The sequence below is a fragment of the Photobacterium sp. GB-36 genome (assembly GCF_003026135.1).
Lineage (GTDB): Bacteria > Pseudomonadota > Gammaproteobacteria > Enterobacterales > Vibrionaceae > Photobacterium.
This window is the reverse complement of sequence record NZ_PYNY01000010.1, coordinates 92,358-110,997: the sequence shown is the minus strand read 5'-3', so window position 1 is coordinate 110,997 and position 18,640 is coordinate 92,358. Positions and strand designations below refer to the sequence as shown.

At 39.6% G+C, this 18,640-nt stretch carries 18 protein-coding genes and 1 pseudogene; 8 read left to right on the top strand and 11 right to left on the bottom strand.

Translation table 11 applies throughout. The annotated features are described in order from the left end of the window. The first annotated feature begins 77 nt into the window (after positions 1-77). Together fdhD and mepA are read left to right on the top strand one after the other, a co-directional pair. A complete protein-coding gene (fdhD, locus tag C9J46_RS11400; RefSeq protein WP_107290908.1) occupies positions 78-905 on the top strand; it encodes a formate dehydrogenase accessory sulfurtransferase FdhD in 828 nt (275 codons plus the stop codon). A gap of 314 nt (positions 906-1,219) precedes the next feature. Beyond that, a complete protein-coding gene (mepA, locus tag C9J46_RS11395; RefSeq protein WP_107290907.1) occupies positions 1,220-2,056 on the top strand; it encodes a penicillin-insensitive murein endopeptidase in 837 nt (278 codons plus the stop codon). Positions 2,057-2,139: 83 nt separating this feature from the next. On the opposite strand, the gene C9J46_RS11390 is transcribed toward mepA, so the two are convergent. Both C9J46_RS11390 and yegQ read right to left on the bottom strand, forming a co-directional pair. Continuing rightward, positions 2,140-2,394, bottom strand: coding sequence for a YfhL family 4Fe-4S dicluster ferredoxin (locus C9J46_RS11390; protein ID WP_005369403.1), 255 nt, complete (start codon positions 2,392-2,394; stop codon positions 2,140-2,142). Between the two features lie 5 nt (positions 2,395-2,399). Next, complete coding sequence (yegQ, locus tag C9J46_RS11385; RefSeq protein ID WP_045084309.1) at positions 2,400-3,788, bottom strand: tRNA 5-hydroxyuridine modification protein YegQ; 1,389 nt, start codon at positions 3,786-3,788, stop codon at positions 2,400-2,402. A 278-nt stretch (positions 3,789-4,066) separates the two neighbouring features. Between yegQ and C9J46_RS11380 the strand changes: the two genes are divergently transcribed. Further along, on the top strand, positions 4,067-5,095 hold the full coding sequence (locus C9J46_RS11380; RefSeq protein ID WP_107205949.1) for a substrate-binding domain-containing protein: 1,029 nt from the start codon (positions 4,067-4,069) through the stop codon (positions 5,093-5,095). 83 nt (positions 5,096-5,178) lie between these two features. Here C9J46_RS11380 and C9J46_RS11375 read toward each other — a convergent pair whose 3' ends face one another. The 3 genes from C9J46_RS11375 to C9J46_RS11365 are packed head-to-tail and all read right to left on the bottom strand — an operon-like array spanning position 5,179 to position 8,139. Continuing rightward, a complete protein-coding gene (locus C9J46_RS11375) occupies positions 5,179-5,817 on the bottom strand; it encodes a bifunctional 4-hydroxy-2-oxoglutarate aldolase/2-dehydro-3-deoxy-phosphogluconate aldolase (RefSeq protein ID WP_045127690.1) in 639 nt (212 codons plus the stop codon). 22 nt (positions 5,818-5,839) lie between these two features. Continuing rightward, the gene (gene edd, locus C9J46_RS11370; RefSeq protein ID WP_107290906.1) at positions 5,840-7,630 is read right to left on the bottom strand and encodes a phosphogluconate dehydratase; all 1,791 of its coding nucleotides are present in this window, start codon (positions 7,628-7,630) and stop codon (positions 5,840-5,842) included. Beyond that, complete coding sequence (locus tag C9J46_RS11365; protein ID WP_107205951.1) at positions 7,627-8,139, bottom strand: gluconokinase; 513 nt, start codon at positions 8,137-8,139, stop codon at positions 7,627-7,629. The genes edd and C9J46_RS11365 overlap by 4 nt, the downstream gene beginning before the upstream one ends. Before the next feature lie 163 nt (positions 8,140-8,302). Here C9J46_RS11365 and C9J46_RS11360 point away from each other — a divergent pair, with 163 nt between their 5' ends. The 3 genes from C9J46_RS11360 (at position 8,303) to C9J46_RS11350 (ending at position 11,851) form a co-directional block, all read left to right on the top strand. After that, the gene (locus C9J46_RS11360) at positions 8,303-9,664 is read left to right on the top strand and encodes a GntP family permease (protein ID WP_107205952.1); all 1,362 of its coding nucleotides are present in this window, start codon (positions 8,303-8,305) and stop codon (positions 9,662-9,664) included. Positions 9,665-9,733: 69 nt separating this feature from the next. After that, on the top strand, positions 9,734-10,327 hold the full coding sequence (locus tag C9J46_RS11355; RefSeq protein ID WP_107205953.1) for a DNA-3-methyladenine glycosylase I: 594 nt from the start codon (positions 9,734-9,736) through the stop codon (positions 10,325-10,327). Between the two features lie 132 nt (positions 10,328-10,459). Beyond that, positions 10,460-11,851, top strand: a complete 1,392-nt coding sequence (locus C9J46_RS11350; protein WP_107290905.1) for a permease — start codon at positions 10,460-10,462, stop codon at positions 11,849-11,851. Positions 11,852-11,953: 102 nt separating this feature from the next. Here C9J46_RS11350 and rdgC read toward each other — a convergent pair whose 3' ends face one another. The 4 genes from rdgC to C9J46_RS11330 all read right to left on the bottom strand — a co-directional run bounded on the left by rdgC (position 11,954) and on the right by C9J46_RS11330 (position 15,352). Next, entirely contained in the window at positions 11,954-12,865 is a 912-nt protein-coding gene (gene rdgC, locus C9J46_RS11345; RefSeq protein WP_199187096.1) for a recombination-associated protein RdgC, read from the bottom strand. Between the two features lie 157 nt (positions 12,866-13,022). Then, positions 13,023-14,249 (bottom strand): NAD(P)/FAD-dependent oxidoreductase, encoded by a 1,227-nt coding sequence (locus C9J46_RS11340; RefSeq protein ID WP_107287723.1) that lies wholly within the window; start codon positions 14,247-14,249, stop codon positions 13,023-13,025. Between the two features lie 295 nt (positions 14,250-14,544). Then, on the bottom strand, positions 14,545-14,937 hold the full coding sequence (locus C9J46_RS11335) for a hypothetical protein (RefSeq protein ID WP_005369367.1): 393 nt from the start codon (positions 14,935-14,937) through the stop codon (positions 14,545-14,547). A gap of 172 nt (positions 14,938-15,109) precedes the next feature. Continuing rightward, the gene (locus tag C9J46_RS11330; protein ID WP_107205957.1) at positions 15,110-15,352 is read right to left on the bottom strand and encodes a hypothetical protein; all 243 of its coding nucleotides are present in this window, start codon (positions 15,350-15,352) and stop codon (positions 15,110-15,112) included. Positions 15,353-15,608: 256 nt separating this feature from the next. On the opposite strand from C9J46_RS11330, the pseudogene C9J46_RS21945 reads away from it, so the two are divergent. Next, a pseudogene (locus tag C9J46_RS21945) lies at positions 15,609-15,759 on the top strand (transposase); the annotation flags it as partial. 334 nt (positions 15,760-16,093) lie between these two features. Here C9J46_RS21945 and C9J46_RS21915 read toward each other — a convergent pair. Beyond that, entirely contained in the window at positions 16,094-16,798 is a 705-nt protein-coding gene (locus C9J46_RS21915) for a CatB-related O-acetyltransferase (protein ID WP_107290904.1), read from the bottom strand. A gap of 245 nt (positions 16,799-17,043) precedes the next feature. On the opposite strand from C9J46_RS21915, the gene C9J46_RS21870 reads away from it, so the two are divergent. Then, on the top strand, positions 17,044-17,172 hold the full coding sequence (locus C9J46_RS21870) for a hypothetical protein (protein ID WP_255419025.1): 129 nt from the start codon (positions 17,044-17,046) through the stop codon (positions 17,170-17,172). A 536-nt stretch (positions 17,173-17,708) separates the two neighbouring features. On the opposite strand, the gene C9J46_RS11320 is transcribed toward C9J46_RS21870, so the two are convergent. Next, on the bottom strand, positions 17,709-18,497 hold the full coding sequence (locus C9J46_RS11320) for a glycosyltransferase family 2 protein (protein WP_107205960.1): 789 nt from the start codon (positions 18,495-18,497) through the stop codon (positions 17,709-17,711). Positions 18,498-18,640: the final 143 nt, after the last annotated feature.

Here is an 18,640-nt window from a genome sequence, read left to right as displayed (position 1 = left end):
AAAGAATTGTATTACATAAGAGGTCGGATATTATAGGCGCGAATATAATATCGTCAAATCTTTGTGTGAAATAATAAATGTCTAGTTGTTTAATTACTGATGAATATATAGAGCATCAGGAATATTCTGTTCATGAAATAATTAAATATAAGAACGGAATAAAAATAGAATGTGAAGACTTTATTGCTGAAGAAGTTCCCATTGCGCTTATTTATAATGGAATATCTCATGCAGTAATGATGGCAACCCCATCAAATCTAGAAAACTTCGCAATTGGTTTTTCATTATCTGAAAGAATTATTAATAATATTAAAGAAATAAAAAATATTGATATAAAAAGTAGTAAAGAGGGGATAGAAGTTTATATAGAATTACAAAATCGTGCTTTTATGATGCTAAAAGAACAGCGTCGACAACTGGTAGGAAGAACCGGTTGTGGGTTGTGTGGTATTGAACATTTAAAGCAAGCAATGAAGCCTGTAAATACGGTTCCTGATACGCAAAGAATGCCTCTTTCTATTATTAATCAATCTATTAAGTTTCTACATGAGAATCAGGAACTCGCTAACCGTACAGGTTGTACCCATGCTGCCGTATGGTTAAATGAACACGGTGAATTAGCGGCGATTTATGAAGATGTTGGTCGTCATGTGGCGCTAGATAAGTTAATAGGCGCTCGTGCAAAATATTCGCAACTTACCAAAGGTGCAATCTTAATTACCAGTCGTGCTAGTTATGAAATAGTGCAAAAGGCAACATCTGTCGGTGTGGAGATATTATTTGCAGTATCAGCACCTACAGCATTAGCGATTAATTTAGCTGAAGAATCTGGATTGACATTAATAGGGTTTTGTCGAGAAGGTAGGGCTACTATTTATACAAAAAAACATAGAATAATAAATTAAGCATATTTCATAAAATTAAAACCTAGATTATTTATAAAATAATATAAGAGGTTTATGACGTTAATACTTTCTTTGTTTATATTTCCATTAATCAGTAATAATCATGTTAAATAAGTAAAAGTAACAAAGACTGACTTAAACAAACCAATAATCCCCTTTAATTTTAGTTGTATAAGATAACCAGACTTTTAATTATAGGTGATATATAAATATTTTTATAACTGTGAATTATAAATGATTAACAGTATGATTTTATTGGAGTCATTAAAATGCATAAGTTATGATTTGTTTTTTATCATAATTAGGAATCAGTTGTGTTAGGGAAAATATTAACAGGATTGTTACTTGTAGCTTCAAGTACGAGCGTGATAGCAACACCTTGGGAAAAAGTAAAAACACCAACATCTGGTGAGTCAATGTCTATCGGCTCATACTCGAATGGGTGTTTAGCAGGCGCGGAAGCACTGCCACTGGAAGGTGATGGTTATCAAGTTATCCGCGCTGAACGCGGCCGTTACTATGGTAACCCTGAAACAATCACTTTCTTAAAAGAGTTAATGAAAACAGCACAGCAACTGAAAATTGGTAATGTGCTGGTGGGAGATATTGCGATGCCTCGTGGTGGACGCTTTTCATCAGGTCACGCCAGCCACCAAACAGGCTTGGATGCAGATATTTGGTTACGTATTCCAGAAAAACCGTTATCACAGAACGATCTAAAAACAGTTTCAGCACTACCTATGGTTGATGTGAAAAATCACAAAATCATCGAAAAGAACTGGAGCAGTAAACAAGCGCATTTGATCCAGCTTGCGGCAAGTGATGATCGTGTCGCCCGTATATTCGTTCATCCTGTGATCAAAGAGCAGCTTTGTAAAACGGAGTGGAAAGATCGTGATTGGTTACGTAAAGTTCGTCCTTGGTTTGGTCATTACTACCATTTCCATGTCCGGTTAAATTGTCCTGAAGGCAGCACCTACTGTGAGCCACAAACCCCACCACCAGCAGGTGATGGCTGTGGTAAAGAGTTAGCCTCATGGTCACCAGATTTTAAAAAGCCTGAGTCAAATAAACCGGCGGTTAAACCAAAACCAAAACCTAAACCGAAGCCAGTGTTACCTGCTCAGTGTAAGGTGCTTATTAATAGTTAATTTTACTAAATTAACTGTGTATAGGTATAAAAAAAGCGCCGCAAGGCGCTTTTTTATTGTTTGATGGTTGGATCGAATAAGAACTAAGCAAGACCTTGTAAGGTAACAAACTTTTCTAGCAGTTCATCGTCAGATTCAACGTGATCAGGATCGGTAATAATGCAGTTGGTGATTGGACAAACCGACTGACAGGTCGGCTTGTCGTAATGCCCTTTACATTCAGTACAGCGATCTGGGTTTATTTCATAGATGCTATCACCCATGGTGATCGCCTCGTTAGGGCATTCAGGATCACACATGTCGCAGTTAATGCATTTGCTTGTAATGAGCAGTGCCATAGTGCTTATTTACCGTCTTTAGGAGCGTGAGGGTTACGTGTATCTTCGCCATTACCCAAGTTACGCATTAACAGACCAAAATCAAGATCCATATCAGCTGGTACAGGGATAAATACGAAGTGTCCATTGCCTTTCGCGTCATCAATTACTTCAGACTTACGGTTTTCCATCGTCTCAAGATTGAAGATAACGTTACCTTTTGGTGTCATTACTTCAAGGCTATCACCAACAACGAACTTGTTCTTCACTTCAACTTCAGCAAGATCACCACGGCGTTTACCTGTGAACTCACCAACAAATTGTTGAGAATCAGAAATTGAGTAACCGTAGTCATAGTTTTGGTACGTGTCATGGGTGTGACGACGTAGGAAACCTTCAGTGTAACCACGGTGCGCTAAGCTTTCTAATGTGCCTAGTAATGATTCATCAAATGGTTTACCTGCAACAGCATCATCAATCGCTTTACGGTAAACTTGCGCAGTACGAGCACAGTAGTAGAACGACTTAGTACGGCCTTCAATCTTCAGTGAGTGAACACCCATTTTAGTTAGACGCTCAACGTGTTGAACAGCACGAAGATCTTTTGAGTTCATGATGTAAGTACCATGCTCATCTTCAAACGCCGCCATTTTTTCTTCAGGACGGTGAGATTCGCTTAGTAGCACAACATCATCAATTGGTTTTCCTAGACCTAGTGTATTATCAGGACGCTCTTCAACGTCTTGTGTTTGCACTGCGTCTTGAATTTCAACGATTTGACCCGCATCGTTTTCAGTCGCTTTTTCTGTTTTATATTCCCAACGGCAAGCATTTGTACAAGTGCCTTGGTTTGGATCGCGCTTGTTGATGTAACCAGAAAGTAGGCAGCGACCAGAGTAAGCCATGCAAAGAGCACCGTGAACGAAGATTTCTAGTTCAGTGTCAGGGCAATGCTCACGAATTTCTTCGATTTCTTCTAGTGATAACTCACGAGATAGAATGACACGCTCAACACCTTGGCTAGCCCAGAATTTCACTGTTGCCCAGTTAACTGCGTTGGCTTGAACTGACAGGTGAATAACAACCTCAGGGAATGCTTCACGAACCATCATAATAAGACCTGGATCTGACATGATAAGTGCGTCAGGGCCCATTTCTACGATTGGTTTAAGATCGCGAATGAAGGTTTTTAGCTTTGAGTTATGCGGTTGAATATTACATACCACATATAGCTTTTTACCTTGAGCATGTGCTTCATCAATACCAATCTTTAGGTTTTCGTGGTTGAACTCGTTATTACGAACGCGAAGACTGTAGCGAGGTTGACCTGCATAAACGGCATCAGCGCCGTAGGCAAATGCGTAACGCATGTTTTTAAGGCTGCCTGCAGGTGAAAGTAATTCTGGTTTAAACATTGCTCTATATTCTCTTATTCTGATTCCAGATCAGTTCGTATCACCTAGTGATACAAAGTTAAGGCGGGATTTTACGTTTTTCGTGACCTAAGTGCCACTTTTCTCATTGAGTTTTTTCTTTGTTGCAATAATTACATTCGGTAAAATCGCTTTTAAGGCGGGGCGTAAACAATCTAATCGTAATGAAATTACAGATAAATAGTTGCTGCTATTAGATTTACCTCATAATCTACGTCTATTGCATTTTATTTTCTTCATTTCATCGTCAGGACAGACTAATGACAACCAAACCGAAACACCGTCCCACATTAAATGATGTTGCAAAACAGGTGGGAGTAACAAAAATGACGGTGAGTCGTTATTTGCGTGATCCTAGCTCTGTGGCTGAAAGTACACGAGAAAAAATCGCGGTAGTGGTGGAAGAGCTAGGTTATGTCGCCAGTCGCGCGCCTGATATTTTATCGAACCGTAACAGTAAGGCGATTGGGATCTTACTGCCATCGTTATCTAACCAAGTGTTTGCTTCTTTGTTACAAGGGATTGAATCGGTAACCAAAAAAGAAGGTTATCAAACCCTGATCACCCACTATGGCTACAGTGCGGAAGAGGAAGAAGAGAAGATTGCTTCGTTATTGTCTTACCATGTTGATGGTTTGATTTTGACTGAAAGTATTCACAGCGAACGCAGTTATAAGATGATCAATGCTGCGGCTATTCCAGTGGTAGAAACGATTGATTTGCCTGAACACCCAATTGATATGGCGGTAGGGTTGGATCACCAGCAGGCGGCATTTGATTTAGTCTCTAAGATGATTGAATACGGACGCTGCAATATTGTTTATTTCGCTGCGCGATTAGATCGCCGTACCCAATTGCGTTGTGACGGCTATATTCAAGCGATGGAAGCAAAAGGACTAACGCCACGTATTGTCTCGACAGAAGAGCACTCGAGCTTTACCCAAGGGCGAGAATTAATGCGTCAGGCTCTCTCGCAACACCCAGAGTTAGATGCTGTGTTTTGTACCAATGATGACTTAGCAATTGGCGCTATGATGCATTGCCAAGAGCACAATGTTGCCATTCCAAGTCAGGTAGCCATTGCAGGTTATAACGCCTTAGATATTGGTAAAGCGATTTCACCGACGCTTGCGAGTGTGAATACACCACGTGAAGAAATTGGTGCTGCAGCTGCGACATTATTATTGAAGAAATTAGCAGGAAAGAAAGTGGCTAATCCTATTCAAGATATTGGTTATAGCTTGTACTTAGGCGAGAGCTTAGGAAAGCCTGAAGTAGAAAGTAAGTAATAAAAAAACAGCGCACGAGAGTCACGTGCGCTGCCTACATTTATTCATCAATCTTTATTTATTAATCACTGATTGATTTAGCATTACGCTAATAGCGCTACCGCCTCTTGAGAAAGTTTGGTGATTTCTTCCCACTGACCATTATCAATCAGATCTTTAGGTAGCATCCAAGAACCACCAACGGTGGCAACACATTTCACCGCTTTGTACTGATCAACGTTTGCTGGGCTAATGCCGCCAGTTGGGCAGAACTGTACTTGTGGTAATGGCGCTGCAATAGCGGCGAGAGCTTTAGCACCACCATTAGCTTCTGCAGGGAAGAATTTTAATTGCTGGTAGCCAAGCTCTAATGCTTGCATGATTTCTGATGGTGTACTCACACCTGGAATTAAAGGTGCAGTGCCAGATTTTGCATAGCTAAGTAGCTTAGGTGTCATTCCTGGAGAAATCACAAATTTTGCGCCAGCTTCAACTGCAGCGTCATACTGCTCGCAGGTAAGTACCGTTCCTGCTCCTACCATCGCATCAGGCATCGCTTCCGCAATCGCACGAATTGCATCAAGAGCAACAGGCGTACGAAGGGTAATTTCAAATACCGTGATACCACCATTTTTTAGTGCTTGTGCCATAGGAACAGCGTCTTCTACGCGTTCAATGATCATTACAGGTACAACTGGCGATGCGGCAAACACATCTTGTGGATTAACTTGCCAAGTATTCATGTTTTTCTTCCTATCCAATAACTTAAAAAATAGTGGCGCCAGTATCGGCACTTGAAACTTGCTTGCGTAAATTGGCGAATAAGTTACGACCAAAGGTAAATGCAGGTATATCGTTTTCAATCGGTGCGCGACGAGCTGTAAGATCAGCGTTAACCGTTAGCTCACCTGTGATCGCATTTAATTCCACCATATCGCCATCTTGAATTAAACCAATTGCACCACCACGTAGTGCTTCTGGCGTAATATGGATTGCAGCAGGAATTTTGCCTGATGCACCTGATAAGCGACCATCGGTAACCAATGCGACTTGATACCCTTTCTTTTGGATATTACCTAAAATTGGCATTAATTTGTGAAGTTCAGGCATACCATTTGCTGCAGGTCCGTTATGGGTCACAACAATCATCGCATCTTGATCTAACAAACCTTGTTTATAGGCTTTTTCAACCTCGTTTTGGCAACGGAATACTTTCGCTGGTGCTGTAATATGTTGATGCTGTTTTGCAACCGCAGACACTTTAATCACCGATGTACCAATATTTCCCTTTAATACTTTTAAGCCACCTGTCGGGTTAAAAGTGATCTCAGGTGTACAAATTACATCACTATCTGTTGAGTCTGCACAAGGCGACCATACCAGTTTGCCATCTTGTAAGCTTGGGGTGGTCATTTGATCAGTAAATTCACCAAACGCCGTTTTCACATTGGTATTGAGTAGCCCACGTTGGTGCAATGTTTTCATTAAGGTTGGTACGCCACCGGCTTGTTGGAAAGCATTAATATCAGCAGGCCCATTCGGGTACATGCGCACCAATAAAGGAACCACATCAGATAAATCACTAATGTCATCCCACGTTAAAATAATGCCCGCACTACGAGCAATCGCCACCATATGTAAGCTATGGTTAGTACTGCCACCCGAGGCTAACCATGCCACTAAACCATTTACCAAACTTTCTGCCGTCATTACTTCATAAAGAGGGCGGTATTGGCTTGATTGCTGATTTGCTGCCGCAGCAATACGACAAGCCGCTTCTTCGGTTAATACTTTACGTAGCTCGCTTGTCGGTGGCACAAACGCCGAGCCCGGTAGCATTAAGCCCATGGCTTCTAAAATAAGTTGGTTAGTATTCGCCGTGCCATAAAACGTACAAGTCCCTGGTGAGTGGTATGCTTGGCATTCCATGGTTAATAGCGCAGCGGAATCGACTTCACCTGCGGCATATTGTTGACGAACATTAACCTTTTCATCATTGCTGATCCCTGTACCCATAGGTCCAACTGGCACGAATGCTGTTGGAAGGTGCGCAAAAGATAATGCGCCGATTAATTGCCCCGGGGCGATTTTGTCGCAGATGCTTAATAGTAATGTGCCATCAAAAGCGTTATGGCTTAAGGTAATCGCCGTTGCTTGGGCGACAATATCACGAGAAAACAGCGACATTTCCATGCCCGGTTGACCTTGAGTAATACCATCACACATAGCTGGAACACAACCTGCAACTTGGCTGGTATGACCGTATTCCGCCAGCGCTTTTGCAATAATATCTGGGTAATATTTATAAGGTTGGTGAGCACTTAGCATGTCATTGTAGCCACTGACGATAGCAATGTTGGCATGCAGAAAATCTAAAATTGCTGATTTTTCTTGGGCGCAATTAGCGGCAACAACGTGAGCAAGATTACCGCAAGAAAGTTGGCTACGGCCTTTACCCGCTTGTTCCATTTCTTTGGTCATGGCTAACCATTGCGGATAACTTTCAGCACTTCTTGCTTTAATGCGCTCGGTAACGGCTGAAATAATCGGATTCATAGATTTGCCTCACGTAATTGCTGAACAGCATCTTCAATAATTTCGTTAATAGAACCATCGATAGAGACAGTGAACACATCCATCTCATCAACAGGACGCTCAAGAGTTTCAAGTTGGCTAGTTAACATGGTGTCACGCATAAAATGACCTTTACGGGTACGCATTCGGTCAAGGATCAATTCACGATCACCATCTAAAAAGATGAACGATACATTTTGATTACCTTCACGGATCTGATCGCGATATTTCTTCTTTAAAGCTGAGCAAACAATGATCCCAACTTCATTTTTATTCTCGAGGCTATAAGCCGCATCACGAATACGTTCTAACCAAGGTTCACGATCGGTATCGTTCAATGGATTTCCACTGGCCATTTTTTGGATGTTGGCTCTTGGGTGTAAATCATCACCATCGATGAACTTTGCATTTAAGCTGTGGGCGATACCTTCACCAATCGTAGATTTCCCGCAACCACATACCCCCATTACAATTATGCTTTGACCTGCCATTTTTTAACCTCTATCTCACTTTTGAACATCAGTTGTTCTATTTTCTTGTAAGTTACCATGTTACGGGTAACATGTTACCCGTAACATTTAGCGTTGTGAAGATACTCACAATAAAAATATTCACAACGGAATAAAACATTCTTTTTTGCTGGAGAGATCCTGTATGACGTTAGACCCAACCTACTTATTGTTCATCGCAGTATGTTCTATCTTGTTGTTATTATTACTAATAATGAAATTTAAGTTACATGCTTTCCTAGCTTTAACTTTAGTGAGTTTTATTACAGCAGTAGTAACAGGTGTAAATGCTGATCAAGTTGTACCTACCATGATGTCAGGGTTTGGAGGCACATTAGCCTCTGTTGCTCTGCTTGTCGGTCTAGGTACCATGATAGGGCGAATTCTTGAAGTAACAGGGGGCGCTAAAGTACTAGCGGATACCTTAATTGGTAGGTTTGGCCCTGAAAGAGCACCTTTTGCATTAGGTGTTGCGTCGCTGTTGTTTGGTTTTCCAATCTTCTTCGATGCTGGGTTAATGGTTATGATGCCTATTTTGTTTAGTGTTGCTAAACAATTTGGTGGCTCAACAATTAAGTACGCGCTACCTGTTGCTGGTGCTTTTGCTGTAATGCACGCATTCTTGCCGCCACACCCAGGTCCTGTTGCTGCAAGTGAGTTATTAGGTGCAAATATTGGTTTATTAACCATTGTTGGTTTGTTGATTGCACTACCAACTTGGTACCTAGGTGCTTACCTTTACGGTCTATGGGCGGGTGAACGCTTTAAACTGCCATTGCCACAAGCTTTCTTGGCAACCCAAGAAGTAATTGACGAAAACAACTTACCTAAGTTTTCAACAGTTCTTGCTATTTTGTTAATGCCTTTAGTGCTTATCTTTATGGACACGGGTCTACACACGCTAACAGTAATGGGTGTGGTAAATGGTGATGATGCTTGGGTTAATGCCTTACGTATGTTGGGTAAGACTCCTATCGCATTGATGATCACCTTGTTGTTCTGTTTAGCGCTATTTTCTAAGAATTACGGCATGGCAAAACTTGAAAAGCTATGTGGTGATTCACTTGCGCCAATCTGTGCCGTTATTCTTGTAACGGGTGCGGGCGGTATGTTCGGTGGCGTACTACGTGCAAGTGGTATTGGTGACGCGTTAGCTAACTTAATGTCTGATACTGGTATGCCAGTGATTGTGGCGGCATTCTTAGTTTCAACAGCGTTACGTGTCGCGCAAGGTTCAGCAACGGTTGCGCTAACTACAACAGCAGCGCTGATTGCACCTATGGTTGCCGCAACAACAGGTCTAAGTGCTTTAGATTTATGTTTCATCGTAATTGCAATTGCATCGGGCGCAACCGTGTTATCTCACTTCAACGATTCAGGATTCTGGCTAGTAGGTAAACTGCTAGATATGGATGAGAAAACAACCCTCAAAACGTGGACGGTAATGGAAACTCTTCTAGGTACAATTGCCTTCACAATTGCTGCAACATTAAGTATTTTCTTATAAATTAAAATAACGTGTAGAAGCCAATACGGGAGTAGTGATACTCCCGTATTTTTTTATAAGGACTGTATTATGACAACCCAGAGTAAGCCAACAACATGTTGTGACTGGGCAACGACCGATCCACTGCTACAGCATTATCACGATACTGAATGGGGCAAAAAAACGTGTGATGATAACGCCCTTGCTGAATGCTTTATTTTAGAGAGTATGCAAAGTGGCTTGAGTTGGTTAACCGTTCTGCGTAAACGTCCGGCTTATCGAGCAGCTTTTCTTGATTTTGATTTAGCTAAAATTGAAGCAGAATTATTGCCACAGCCACGAGAAGGATTAGTCGAGCATATTTGCCAGCAGTTCGATGTTATCAAGCATAAAGGTAAAATCGCGGCAGCATTGAATAATTTAGAGCTTTTGGTTGCAGTGCGAAAGCACACCCCATTAGTCGATTTCTTTTGGCAGTTTGTTGATAACAAAGCCATTATAAATCAATGGCAAACCATTGCTGAAATACCAGCACAAACTGAGCAATCAGCAAATATGAGTAAGGTGCTAAAAAAGCAAGGTTTTAAATTTATAGGTGCGGTAACTTGTTATTCCTTTATGCAAGCAGTAGGTATGGTGAACGATCATCTAACAACCTGTCACGGTTATTCAAAAAATAGCTAGTTATTGATATTGTTAAACTTTTATTTAGGCACATTTGCAAAGTTAGTTTGAGTGATAAAGCAATGCAACGCTTTAGATAAGCGTACTATGCTTAACGACATCTCTCTTATAAATAACAACAAAGGTCTCTTCATGGAAAGTTGGGATAGCAATATCATCTTTCATGTCATTTCTGTGTTTTTTAACATGTCATGGCAAATCTTTTGGCCATTAGCCTTTGGCTTAATACTCTCTTCTTTTATTCGTAACTTATTACCCGTTGATACCGTGGTGCAACACTTGGGTAAAACCGATGTGAAAAGCCTTAGCTTTACCACGCTATTAGGCATGATGTCATCATCGTGTTCTTATGCTGCGGCGTCACTGTCTCACACCCTATTAGCCAAAAAGGCAACAGTCGCTAACGCAATGGCATTTTTAGTATCAAGCACTAATTTGATAGTGGAAATGTTTATTGTGCTGGTAGCACTCATGGGCTGGACATTTTTATGGGGTGAAGTTATTGGTGGCTTGATCTTAATTGCAACTGTTGGCTTTTTGTTTAGCCGTTTTTATCCCAAAGATGTTGAACAAGAATTACGTCAGCACATAGCCAATGCTGCGCCGCAACAAAAAGCCAGTTGTGGCATGGATATGTCTGAAATGAAGCATGAGAGCAGTGATTGCGGTATGGACATGTCTAACATGAAACATGAGAGCAGTGATTGCGGCATGGACATGTCTAACATGAAGCATGAGGGAAGTGACTGCGGCATGGACATGTCTAACATGAAACATGAGAGCAGTGATTGCGGCATGGACATGTCGAACATGAAACATGATAGCAGTGACTGCGGTATGGACATGTCGAAGATGAAACATGGCACCAGTGACTGCGGCATGGATATGTCTAACATGGCTATGCCATCAAAAAATGACACTGGCGCAATGGCAAAAATCACCAAATCTGCCAGCTTCTTCCAAATGGATTTGGCAATGATAGGCAAAGAGATCTTAATTGGTGTTGTTGTATCATCAATCTTAATTGCTTTAGTGCCACAAGAAGGTTGGCGCGCCTTATTTATCAGTAATGATGCCGGATTACCTGCTTGGTTACACTCGTTGCTTGATGTCATTATCGGTGTTTTTGTTGCTATGATTGCCTATGTATGTTCAGTGGGTAACTTAATTTTAGCGGCAGCACTGTGGCATGGTGGCATTTCATTTGGTGGGGTGATTGGCTTTATTCTTTCCGACGTATTAACCATTCCAATGATGCGTGTGTACCAAAAATATTATGGTAAACGTCCAACAAAATGGATGGTGGGTTTACTGTTTATTGCGATTATATTTACAGGTATGTGCGTTGATGCCATTTTCAACGGTTTTGGTTGGGTCACAACCGATCAAACCTTACGTACTTTAAACCAATCCGGTTTTGGTATGAACATGACCACAGTGATGAACTTGATCTTCATTCCGCTTTCTATTTGGTATTACCGTTTAGGTAAAAAAGCCAATGCAGGCATGGGAATGAGCATGTAATCAATCCGCGAGTCAATAACAAAGCCGTGGTGCTTAGGTTGTAAAAACAACAGAGCACCACGGCTTTTATTTCGCATATTCGATGTCGATTAAATAAAGGGATTAGCCTTTATTTTCTAAACCGCCAACCACTTCAAATAGGTTTGGTAAGAATGCTGAGAACTCACCGCCCATCAGTGATAAATCCGCATCAATACGTTGCGCCATATCTTCACGGTCGATATCTTCGTTTTGATCTTTTATTTCATCAGAGAACTTCAAACGCTTCACGGTTAAATCATCAGCAAGGACAAAGTCGACACGGTCTTGCCAGTTTAAAGCCAGTTTCGTTACCACCTTGTTTGCTTCAATGTGTGCAAGAATTTCGTCGCAGTTTAAATCCTGTTGTTTACAACGGATCACACCGCCATCTTCTTCAATCGCTTTAAACTCTGCTTCTTCACCGATAGTGAAACCATGAGGCGCTTGATTGCTACGCACCCATTCTGTCATCGTTAGGGCTAACGGTTTTTCAGGAACGACAGGTACAACAGGTAGGCTACCGATAGATTTACGTAGTAGCGCTAGCATATCTTCTGCTTTTTTAAAGCTGCCTGCATCAACCACAATATAGCCAAGCTTTGGCATGATAAGGGCAAAAGTTTGCGATTGACGACTGAAAGCGCGAGGCAGTAAATCCATCACGATTTCATCTTTAAGCGTATCTTTCTCAGTCTTTTTCAGCTTACGACCAAGATCTTTTTCCTGTATCTCAATTTTGTTATTCAGTGATTCTTTGATCACAGAAGCAGGCAGCATTTTTTCTTCTTTACGCGCACAAATTAAAATATTGTCGCCAGAAACATGGGTGAACATATCACCATGTTTGCCTAATGCGTGTGCCCAGCCAAATTTTTGGATATCTTGGCTGCCACAAGGCGTGAAGCGGAACTCTTCCAGCTGTTTTTCCAGTTGGTCTGCATTTAAATCAATTTCACGCGTAAAGCGGTAGGTTAGTAAATTCTTAAACCACATCATGGCAGTCACACTTCCTAGGGGTAAACAGTTGGGCCGCACATATTAACCTAACCACTAAAAATTACTAAGAGGCGTTTGTGATTGAAGCTTAAGATTGTGTAATAACTTACTGAACTGTGAGTAAAATTAAATTTATGCTCTCACAATAAAGCCGTTATATTTTAGGTTTGAAAATCGCTTTCATACGTTTAGCAACCATTAACCGAGAAACCGTAAACATGTTACTGATGGTTCTTTGGTGTAAACGGAAAATTGTATCGTAGATGCGGCGAATAAGTAGCCCATGTAATACAAATTGGCTTTCCATTTTAGAGCCAGGAGCAAAAGAGCCAACCGCAAAGTAATGCCCAACCGCAACCACCATTCCTCCATCTTTAAAGATAAAGTCAGTGAGTGGTTTCCCATGTAAAAAACCACCCAAACTTTTGGCTAAATGTTCTGCTGCTCGATTCGCCGCCTGTGCTTTTGGTGGAACAAAACTGCCATCGGGTTGCGGAATAGCCGCGCAATCACCGAGCGCGAAAATACAGTCATCAACGGTTGTGGTTAAATCCATATTGACTTCAATTTGATTGATACGGTTATAAGCCAATCCGCCAATACCATTTAGCCAATCAGGGGCCTTAATCCCAGCCGCCCAAAATTGAACATCAGCATCAAGCGTACGATCATCGCTTGTGATCATACTTTTCTCAGTCACTTCGCTAATGCGAGTTTGAAGTAAAACATTAATGTTATTTTTCTCAAGCTCTTGTTGCACCTTACGCGACATTTTTTCAGGACTATTTGGTAATACGCGATCTGCCGCTTCTATTAAATTAATCGTTAACGGTGTGCCGTTATAACGTTGTAGCTTTCTACTCACACGTTCAAGCTCTGCTGCCAGTTCAACCCCTGTTGCACCAGCGCCGACAATATTAACTGTACGGGGCTCTCCTGCACGTAAAATGTAGCTCATTCGGTGCCATGCTTGGCGTGCTTGGTTGGCTGAGTCTAAAAAGATGCAATGGTCTTTAGCGCCAGGGGTATTAAAGTCATTGCTTACCGCGCCAATAGCGATAATTAAATAATCGTAATCCAGTTCATAGTTAATGTTATCGGCAGCACTACAGACAGAAATCGTTTTTTCTTCGCGATGGATATCTGTCATTGAGGCTTGATAATGCTGATAGCCATGTCGCGCGCCATGAGTGAAATAACAAACCGTATCAAGATCGCTATCAAATGTCCCCGCTGCGATTTCATGCAAACGCGGTTTCCAGAAGTGATGGGTTTCTGGTTCAACTAAGATGACATCATCTTCTTTTCTTATTGTTTTCTTTAATAGGGTTGATAGTTCAATGCCAGCAGCACCCCCACCGACAATAATAATTCGTGACATAGTCAGTCCTCATATAATGATTATGAGTTCGTTCATAATGGGATAATTATCACTGTCGCCGCATCGACAAAATAAAAAAGACCGTTAAGGTCGAGAGTTAGAAAGGCGAAATGATAGGGTTAAAAATTACTATAGAGTCTAGATGGGATTTTCTGATTGTGTGGACATTTGTTATTAAAGAATTCTGCCATTATCGGATGCGTTAATGAAATAAAGTAAGGAGGGGGGGGATTTACAAACAGAAAAAAGCCTTGAGCAAAACTCAAGGCTTTAGAGGATTCATTTGGCAATGAAATTATTTAGCAGGCGCGAAATCTTCTGCAGCTTGACGGTGCGCGGTGTAGATAGCTTCACCGTCACTTTCTGCATCGAAGATAACAGTAACATCAGGTGAGAACAGGATAACGTCGCCCACTTCAGCAACGTATTTATTGCCGTCTGTATCACGCATGACGATCTTACCTTTAGTAACCACTTTGTACTCTACTGAATCGTAAAAGTATTCAAACTCTACGCCTGGAGACATAGTGAAATGACCAATCGTCAATGGCGCGCTGTTATTGGTAACAGCAACTTCAGCCATATCACTTTTTAAGCCTTCAACTTCTAACAGTTTGCTTAAATCATTTAGCTTAAAAGTACCTGATTTAATCAGAGTGATGCCTGGCTTTTCGGTTAATGTTGTCATTGGATTGACCTTATTTTTTATAATAAGGCTGAAATAGCGGATTCAGCCTTTTGTAGGGCGTAACAAAAAGTACAATAATTACCTTTTAAGTTAGTAATTAATGGTAAATAGAAAGAACAATAGTTAAACAGTAATAATAAAAGAAAGAGTAGCGTTCTTTTATGGGTAATACTTACTTATCTGCTGCTGAAAGTAGTTTTTCAGAAAAGTTTAATGCAGCTTTGTGCTGTGAAAATACTAAGCCAGAGTGAGAGCGTTCAGCTGTGCCTTGTTTTTGGTAGTGGCCAATATTAACTGCATTAGTTTTTGATTGCTTAACGTTAATGTTGCCAGTGAAGTTACCGTCTTTTGCTGCAGCAGTAAAAGATGTTGCGATAATAGCGGCTGCGATTGTTGCTTTAATAACTGTTTTCATGAGTAATAAAACCTTTTGTTTTGAATTTTTGTGAACGTCTTGTGCGTTTCGATGTGGCTATATTAATTCTTTCAGAAAACAAAACAATTGCAGTATTTGGTAATTAATTGTTACTCATATGTAATAATTTGTATTAGTGGTATGAATTAGGCTCGGAATGGGGTGTAGGTGGTTGAATTTATGGGAAATGAAGCGAGATTCAATTTTTGAGTGATGCAAAACAGAAAAGTTATACTATTTTTTAAAGTTATATTAGCCTTTAGGTAAAGCGATAGAGTATACGTTGTACAATGACCAAAACTTACTTGTTATATTGATGATGGTCACTTATCGCCTAGTAATAACAATGCTGAATTAGCAATCAGCCATTTGTAGCTGGTAGAGCTATTGGTTGCTCTCAAATAATGCACCTTGTGATGCCGGTGTGTTACTTACTGTATCTGTAATTAGGTAGCGGTTTATCCTCTATGACTATCAGGTAAAAGGTATAAAAGAAACATCAAAATCTTAGCCAGAAATAAATACGCTGTTACCTTAGAATGTTAAACATTAGTAAGTAACATCGCTCCATAGAGTTATGGAGCGAATACTATTGTATTAAAGGCGTAAATAAGTCCCAAATTGCATTATATGTGATGATGGCTTTATATATCCTATAGAGGGGTAACTGATTGTTTTTCTTGGTTTGTCGGTATTACACTAATGATAGTTGTTTATATTAGTTCATTATATTACGTTAATTTATAAAGTTATTTTTTGTGGATAGAAATACTTTATAGCCTCTTTGTTTTTTAAATCTTTAAATACGGATATAAAAGATTGAATATCTAAATCCAGCTCTAGATCTTTATGATCAAACCATCGGTAATTCCACCATTCTATTTTTATTAATTCTTGTACTACCTCTTCAGGAAAGCGGTATTTAATTATTTTAGCTGGAGACCCTCCTACAACAGCATACGGAGGAACATCTTTTGTTACTACTGAATTTGCTGCAATTACTGCTCCGTCATTAATTACAATTCCATTTTTTATCAATACATTTTCAGCTATCCAAACATCATTTTTTATTGTAGTTTGAGGGGGAGGGAGGATTTCTTTTGTTTTTAATGTTTCGGATATATTAGGGAAAATTCCCTTATCATATGTAATGGATGATGTAGTGAATCTTTGTAATGGATGATTTACTCCCATCGTTTTTACATTACTTGCTATTGAACAATATCTACCAACAGAAATGTTGATTGGTAGTTGTGAGTGAGAGTATGAAAATGCCCCCATTGACCAAATATTATGCCCTTTAAAAATACGGCAATTTTGTTCTATAACTACTTTTTCAATTGGTAGCTTAAATCGTGTTAATAAACTTCTTTTTGGTAAAAAAATACCATTTTCTTTCAGCTTTTTTCGAGATTTTAAAGATAATAAAATTTTTCTCTTTTTCATTATGAGTTCGCCTATATTTTTTTTTATATTAACATAATGAAGTCGTTCTTAAATCACAAGATAGCGGCCTTTTTCATTTTAACTCACCTAGAAACATACCTTATTTCCCCAAACTAACTCCCTGACTTATTTATCAAAAATTAAATTACGTGATAGCTGTGTAAGGCAGTGAAATAGCAGATATGGTTTGGCAGATCTCACGGTACAATCAGCAGATTATTTCTGGCTAGGTTGCGCATTATATTATGAAAATTATCCATACCTCTGACTGGTACTTAGGGCATCAACTCCACGGTTATAATCGCGACTATGAACATCAAGCGTTCTTATATTGGTTAGCCGATGAACTTGAAGCTCGCAAGCTGATGTCTTAAGTCATTACTTACCGCATCAATGGCGATAATTAAATAATTGTATTCCAGTTCATAGTTAATGTTATCGGCAGCACTACAGACAGAAATCGTTTTTTCTTCGCGATGGATATCTGTCATTGAGGCTTGATAATGCTGTTAACTATGTTGCGTGGGCTGTTGAAACGAGAAACGGTGATTTTTGCTTGGAGAAGGACGGTTTTAACTCATTTTCTATGTGAAAGTTTATTTGAATAAAAAGGTAAACTTCTTGCGTTTAGAGAAGAGTCTGAAGAACTAAAGCAGGACCTGATTGAAAATACGAAGGCGACAGAAACAATAAAATACACATTACAAAGAAAAGTTGACTTTAGAGCTCAAGATATAAATGAGCCCTTTTCATCATAGGCAGAAATAGAATCAACTACTACTGGTTTCCTTAATGTACACACTATACTTAACGGTAACGTCCAGTATAACAATGGCCGCCGAAGCGACCTTTTAGAGTCATTAAAATGTGCCAAAGTTAGTAATATTTAATAAATTTTTATTCAACATACCTAAAGTTGATCAATACCATTATCACAGCGTATTTTTTTATTTTTAATTGTATCTAATAACAGTTCATGGTTTACGCCTAAATTATCTTGGGAGTTACCTTCATGCCAAAGATGGTAGCCAATACACCCACAACGAATATGCTGTATTTTTATTCCGTTATTAACTAGGCGTTGCGCAAAATCACTATCTTCTCTTCCCCATCCAATAAAATCGTTATCAAAACCATTGATAGCTATATAGTCTTGTTTCCAAAAAGCAAAATTACAGCTTCTTATATTTTTAATATCATTTCTTATAGATATAAGGGCCTTAGTTAAGAACGATGAGTTGATAGCATTTTTTCTATACCTTAACCCTTTAATCCCCCAAGAGAATAAGTTTGGAAATTCATATCCATTCATAACACGAAGACTTAATTCTTTTCTCATCTTAACTCTAGGGCCTTGAGTTAAAGTACCTTTTTTAGCGTTATTAATATGTGATTGAATAAAGTTTTGAGTTAAGAACATATCTCCATCGATCATTACAATAAAATCGCCGGAGGCCGCTTTTACGGCTAAATTCCTGGCTCTAGAAGCTCGAAAACCTTCATCTTCTTGATAAGCATGAATTAATGGAACAGGAAAAGTATCTTTTAAACTGCTCAACATTTCGGCTGTACCGTCTGATGAACCATCATCAGCAATAACTACCTCATCTGGTAAAATATTTTGCATGCAGACGCTATTAAGAACAGCCTTTAAATATAATTTAGAGTTATAAGTTGTTATTACTAAAGATGTTTTCATTAAGGTGTCCGAATTGTTGAATAATATATAAAGTATTTAGATGTATTTATCTAAATCAAGGCGTTACAAGCAGAGCTCTAGAAAGTGCTCGTAGTAATAAAAGCACGATAAACATTAAAGAAATAAATTATAATTAGTTTCAA

Excerpts from the sequence above, each read along its gene's own strand:
- yegQ (WP_045084309.1), bottom strand. The coding sequence starts at position 3,788 with ATGTTTAAACCAGAATTACTTTCACCTGCAGGCAGCCTTAAAAACATG.
- C9J46_RS11360 (WP_107205952.1), top strand. The coding sequence starts at position 8,303 with ATGACGTTAGACCCAACCTACTTATTGTTCATCGCAGTATGTTCTATC.
- C9J46_RS21915 (WP_107290904.1), bottom strand. The coding sequence starts at position 16,798 with ATGAAAAAGAGAAAAATTTTATTATCTTTAAAATCTCGAAAAAAGCTG.
- C9J46_RS11390 (WP_005369403.1), bottom strand. The coding sequence starts at position 2,394 with ATGGCACTGCTCATTACAAGCAAATGCATTAACTGCGACATGTGTGAT.
- C9J46_RS11350 (WP_107290905.1), top strand. The coding sequence starts at position 10,460 with ATGGAAAGTTGGGATAGCAATATCATCTTTCATGTCATTTCTGTGTTT.
- C9J46_RS11355 (WP_107205953.1), top strand. The coding sequence starts at position 9,734 with ATGACAACCCAGAGTAAGCCAACAACATGTTGTGACTGGGCAACGACC.
- C9J46_RS21870 (WP_255419025.1), top strand. The coding sequence starts at position 17,044 with ATGAAAATTATCCATACCTCTGACTGGTACTTAGGGCATCAACTCCAC.
- C9J46_RS11320 (WP_107205960.1), bottom strand. The coding sequence starts at position 18,497 with ATGAAAACATCTTTAGTAATAACAACTTATAACTCTAAATTATATTTA.
- fdhD (WP_107290908.1), top strand. The coding sequence starts at position 78 with ATGTCTAGTTGTTTAATTACTGATGAATATATAGAGCATCAGGAATAT.
- C9J46_RS11380 (WP_107205949.1), top strand. The coding sequence starts at position 4,067 with ATGACAACCAAACCGAAACACCGTCCCACATTAAATGATGTTGCAAAA.
- C9J46_RS11330 (WP_107205957.1), bottom strand. The coding sequence starts at position 15,352 with ATGAAAACAGTTATTAAAGCAACAATCGCAGCCGCTATTATCGCAACA.
- edd (WP_107290906.1), bottom strand. The coding sequence starts at position 7,630 with ATGAATCCGATTATTTCAGCCGTTACCGAGCGCATTAAAGCAAGAAGT.
- C9J46_RS11335 (WP_005369367.1), bottom strand. The coding sequence starts at position 14,937 with ATGACAACATTAACCGAAAAGCCAGGCATCACTCTGATTAAATCAGGT.
- C9J46_RS11375 (WP_045127690.1), bottom strand. The coding sequence starts at position 5,817 with ATGAATACTTGGCAAGTTAATCCACAAGATGTGTTTGCCGCATCGCCA.
- rdgC (WP_199187096.1), bottom strand. The coding sequence starts at position 12,865 with ATGTGGTTTAAGAATTTACTAACCTACCGCTTTACGCGTGAAATTGAT.
- C9J46_RS11340 (WP_107287723.1), bottom strand. The coding sequence starts at position 14,249 with ATGTCACGAATTATTATTGTCGGTGGGGGTGCTGCTGGCATTGAACTA.
- C9J46_RS11365 (WP_107205951.1), bottom strand. The coding sequence starts at position 8,139 with ATGGCAGGTCAAAGCATAATTGTAATGGGGGTATGTGGTTGCGGGAAA.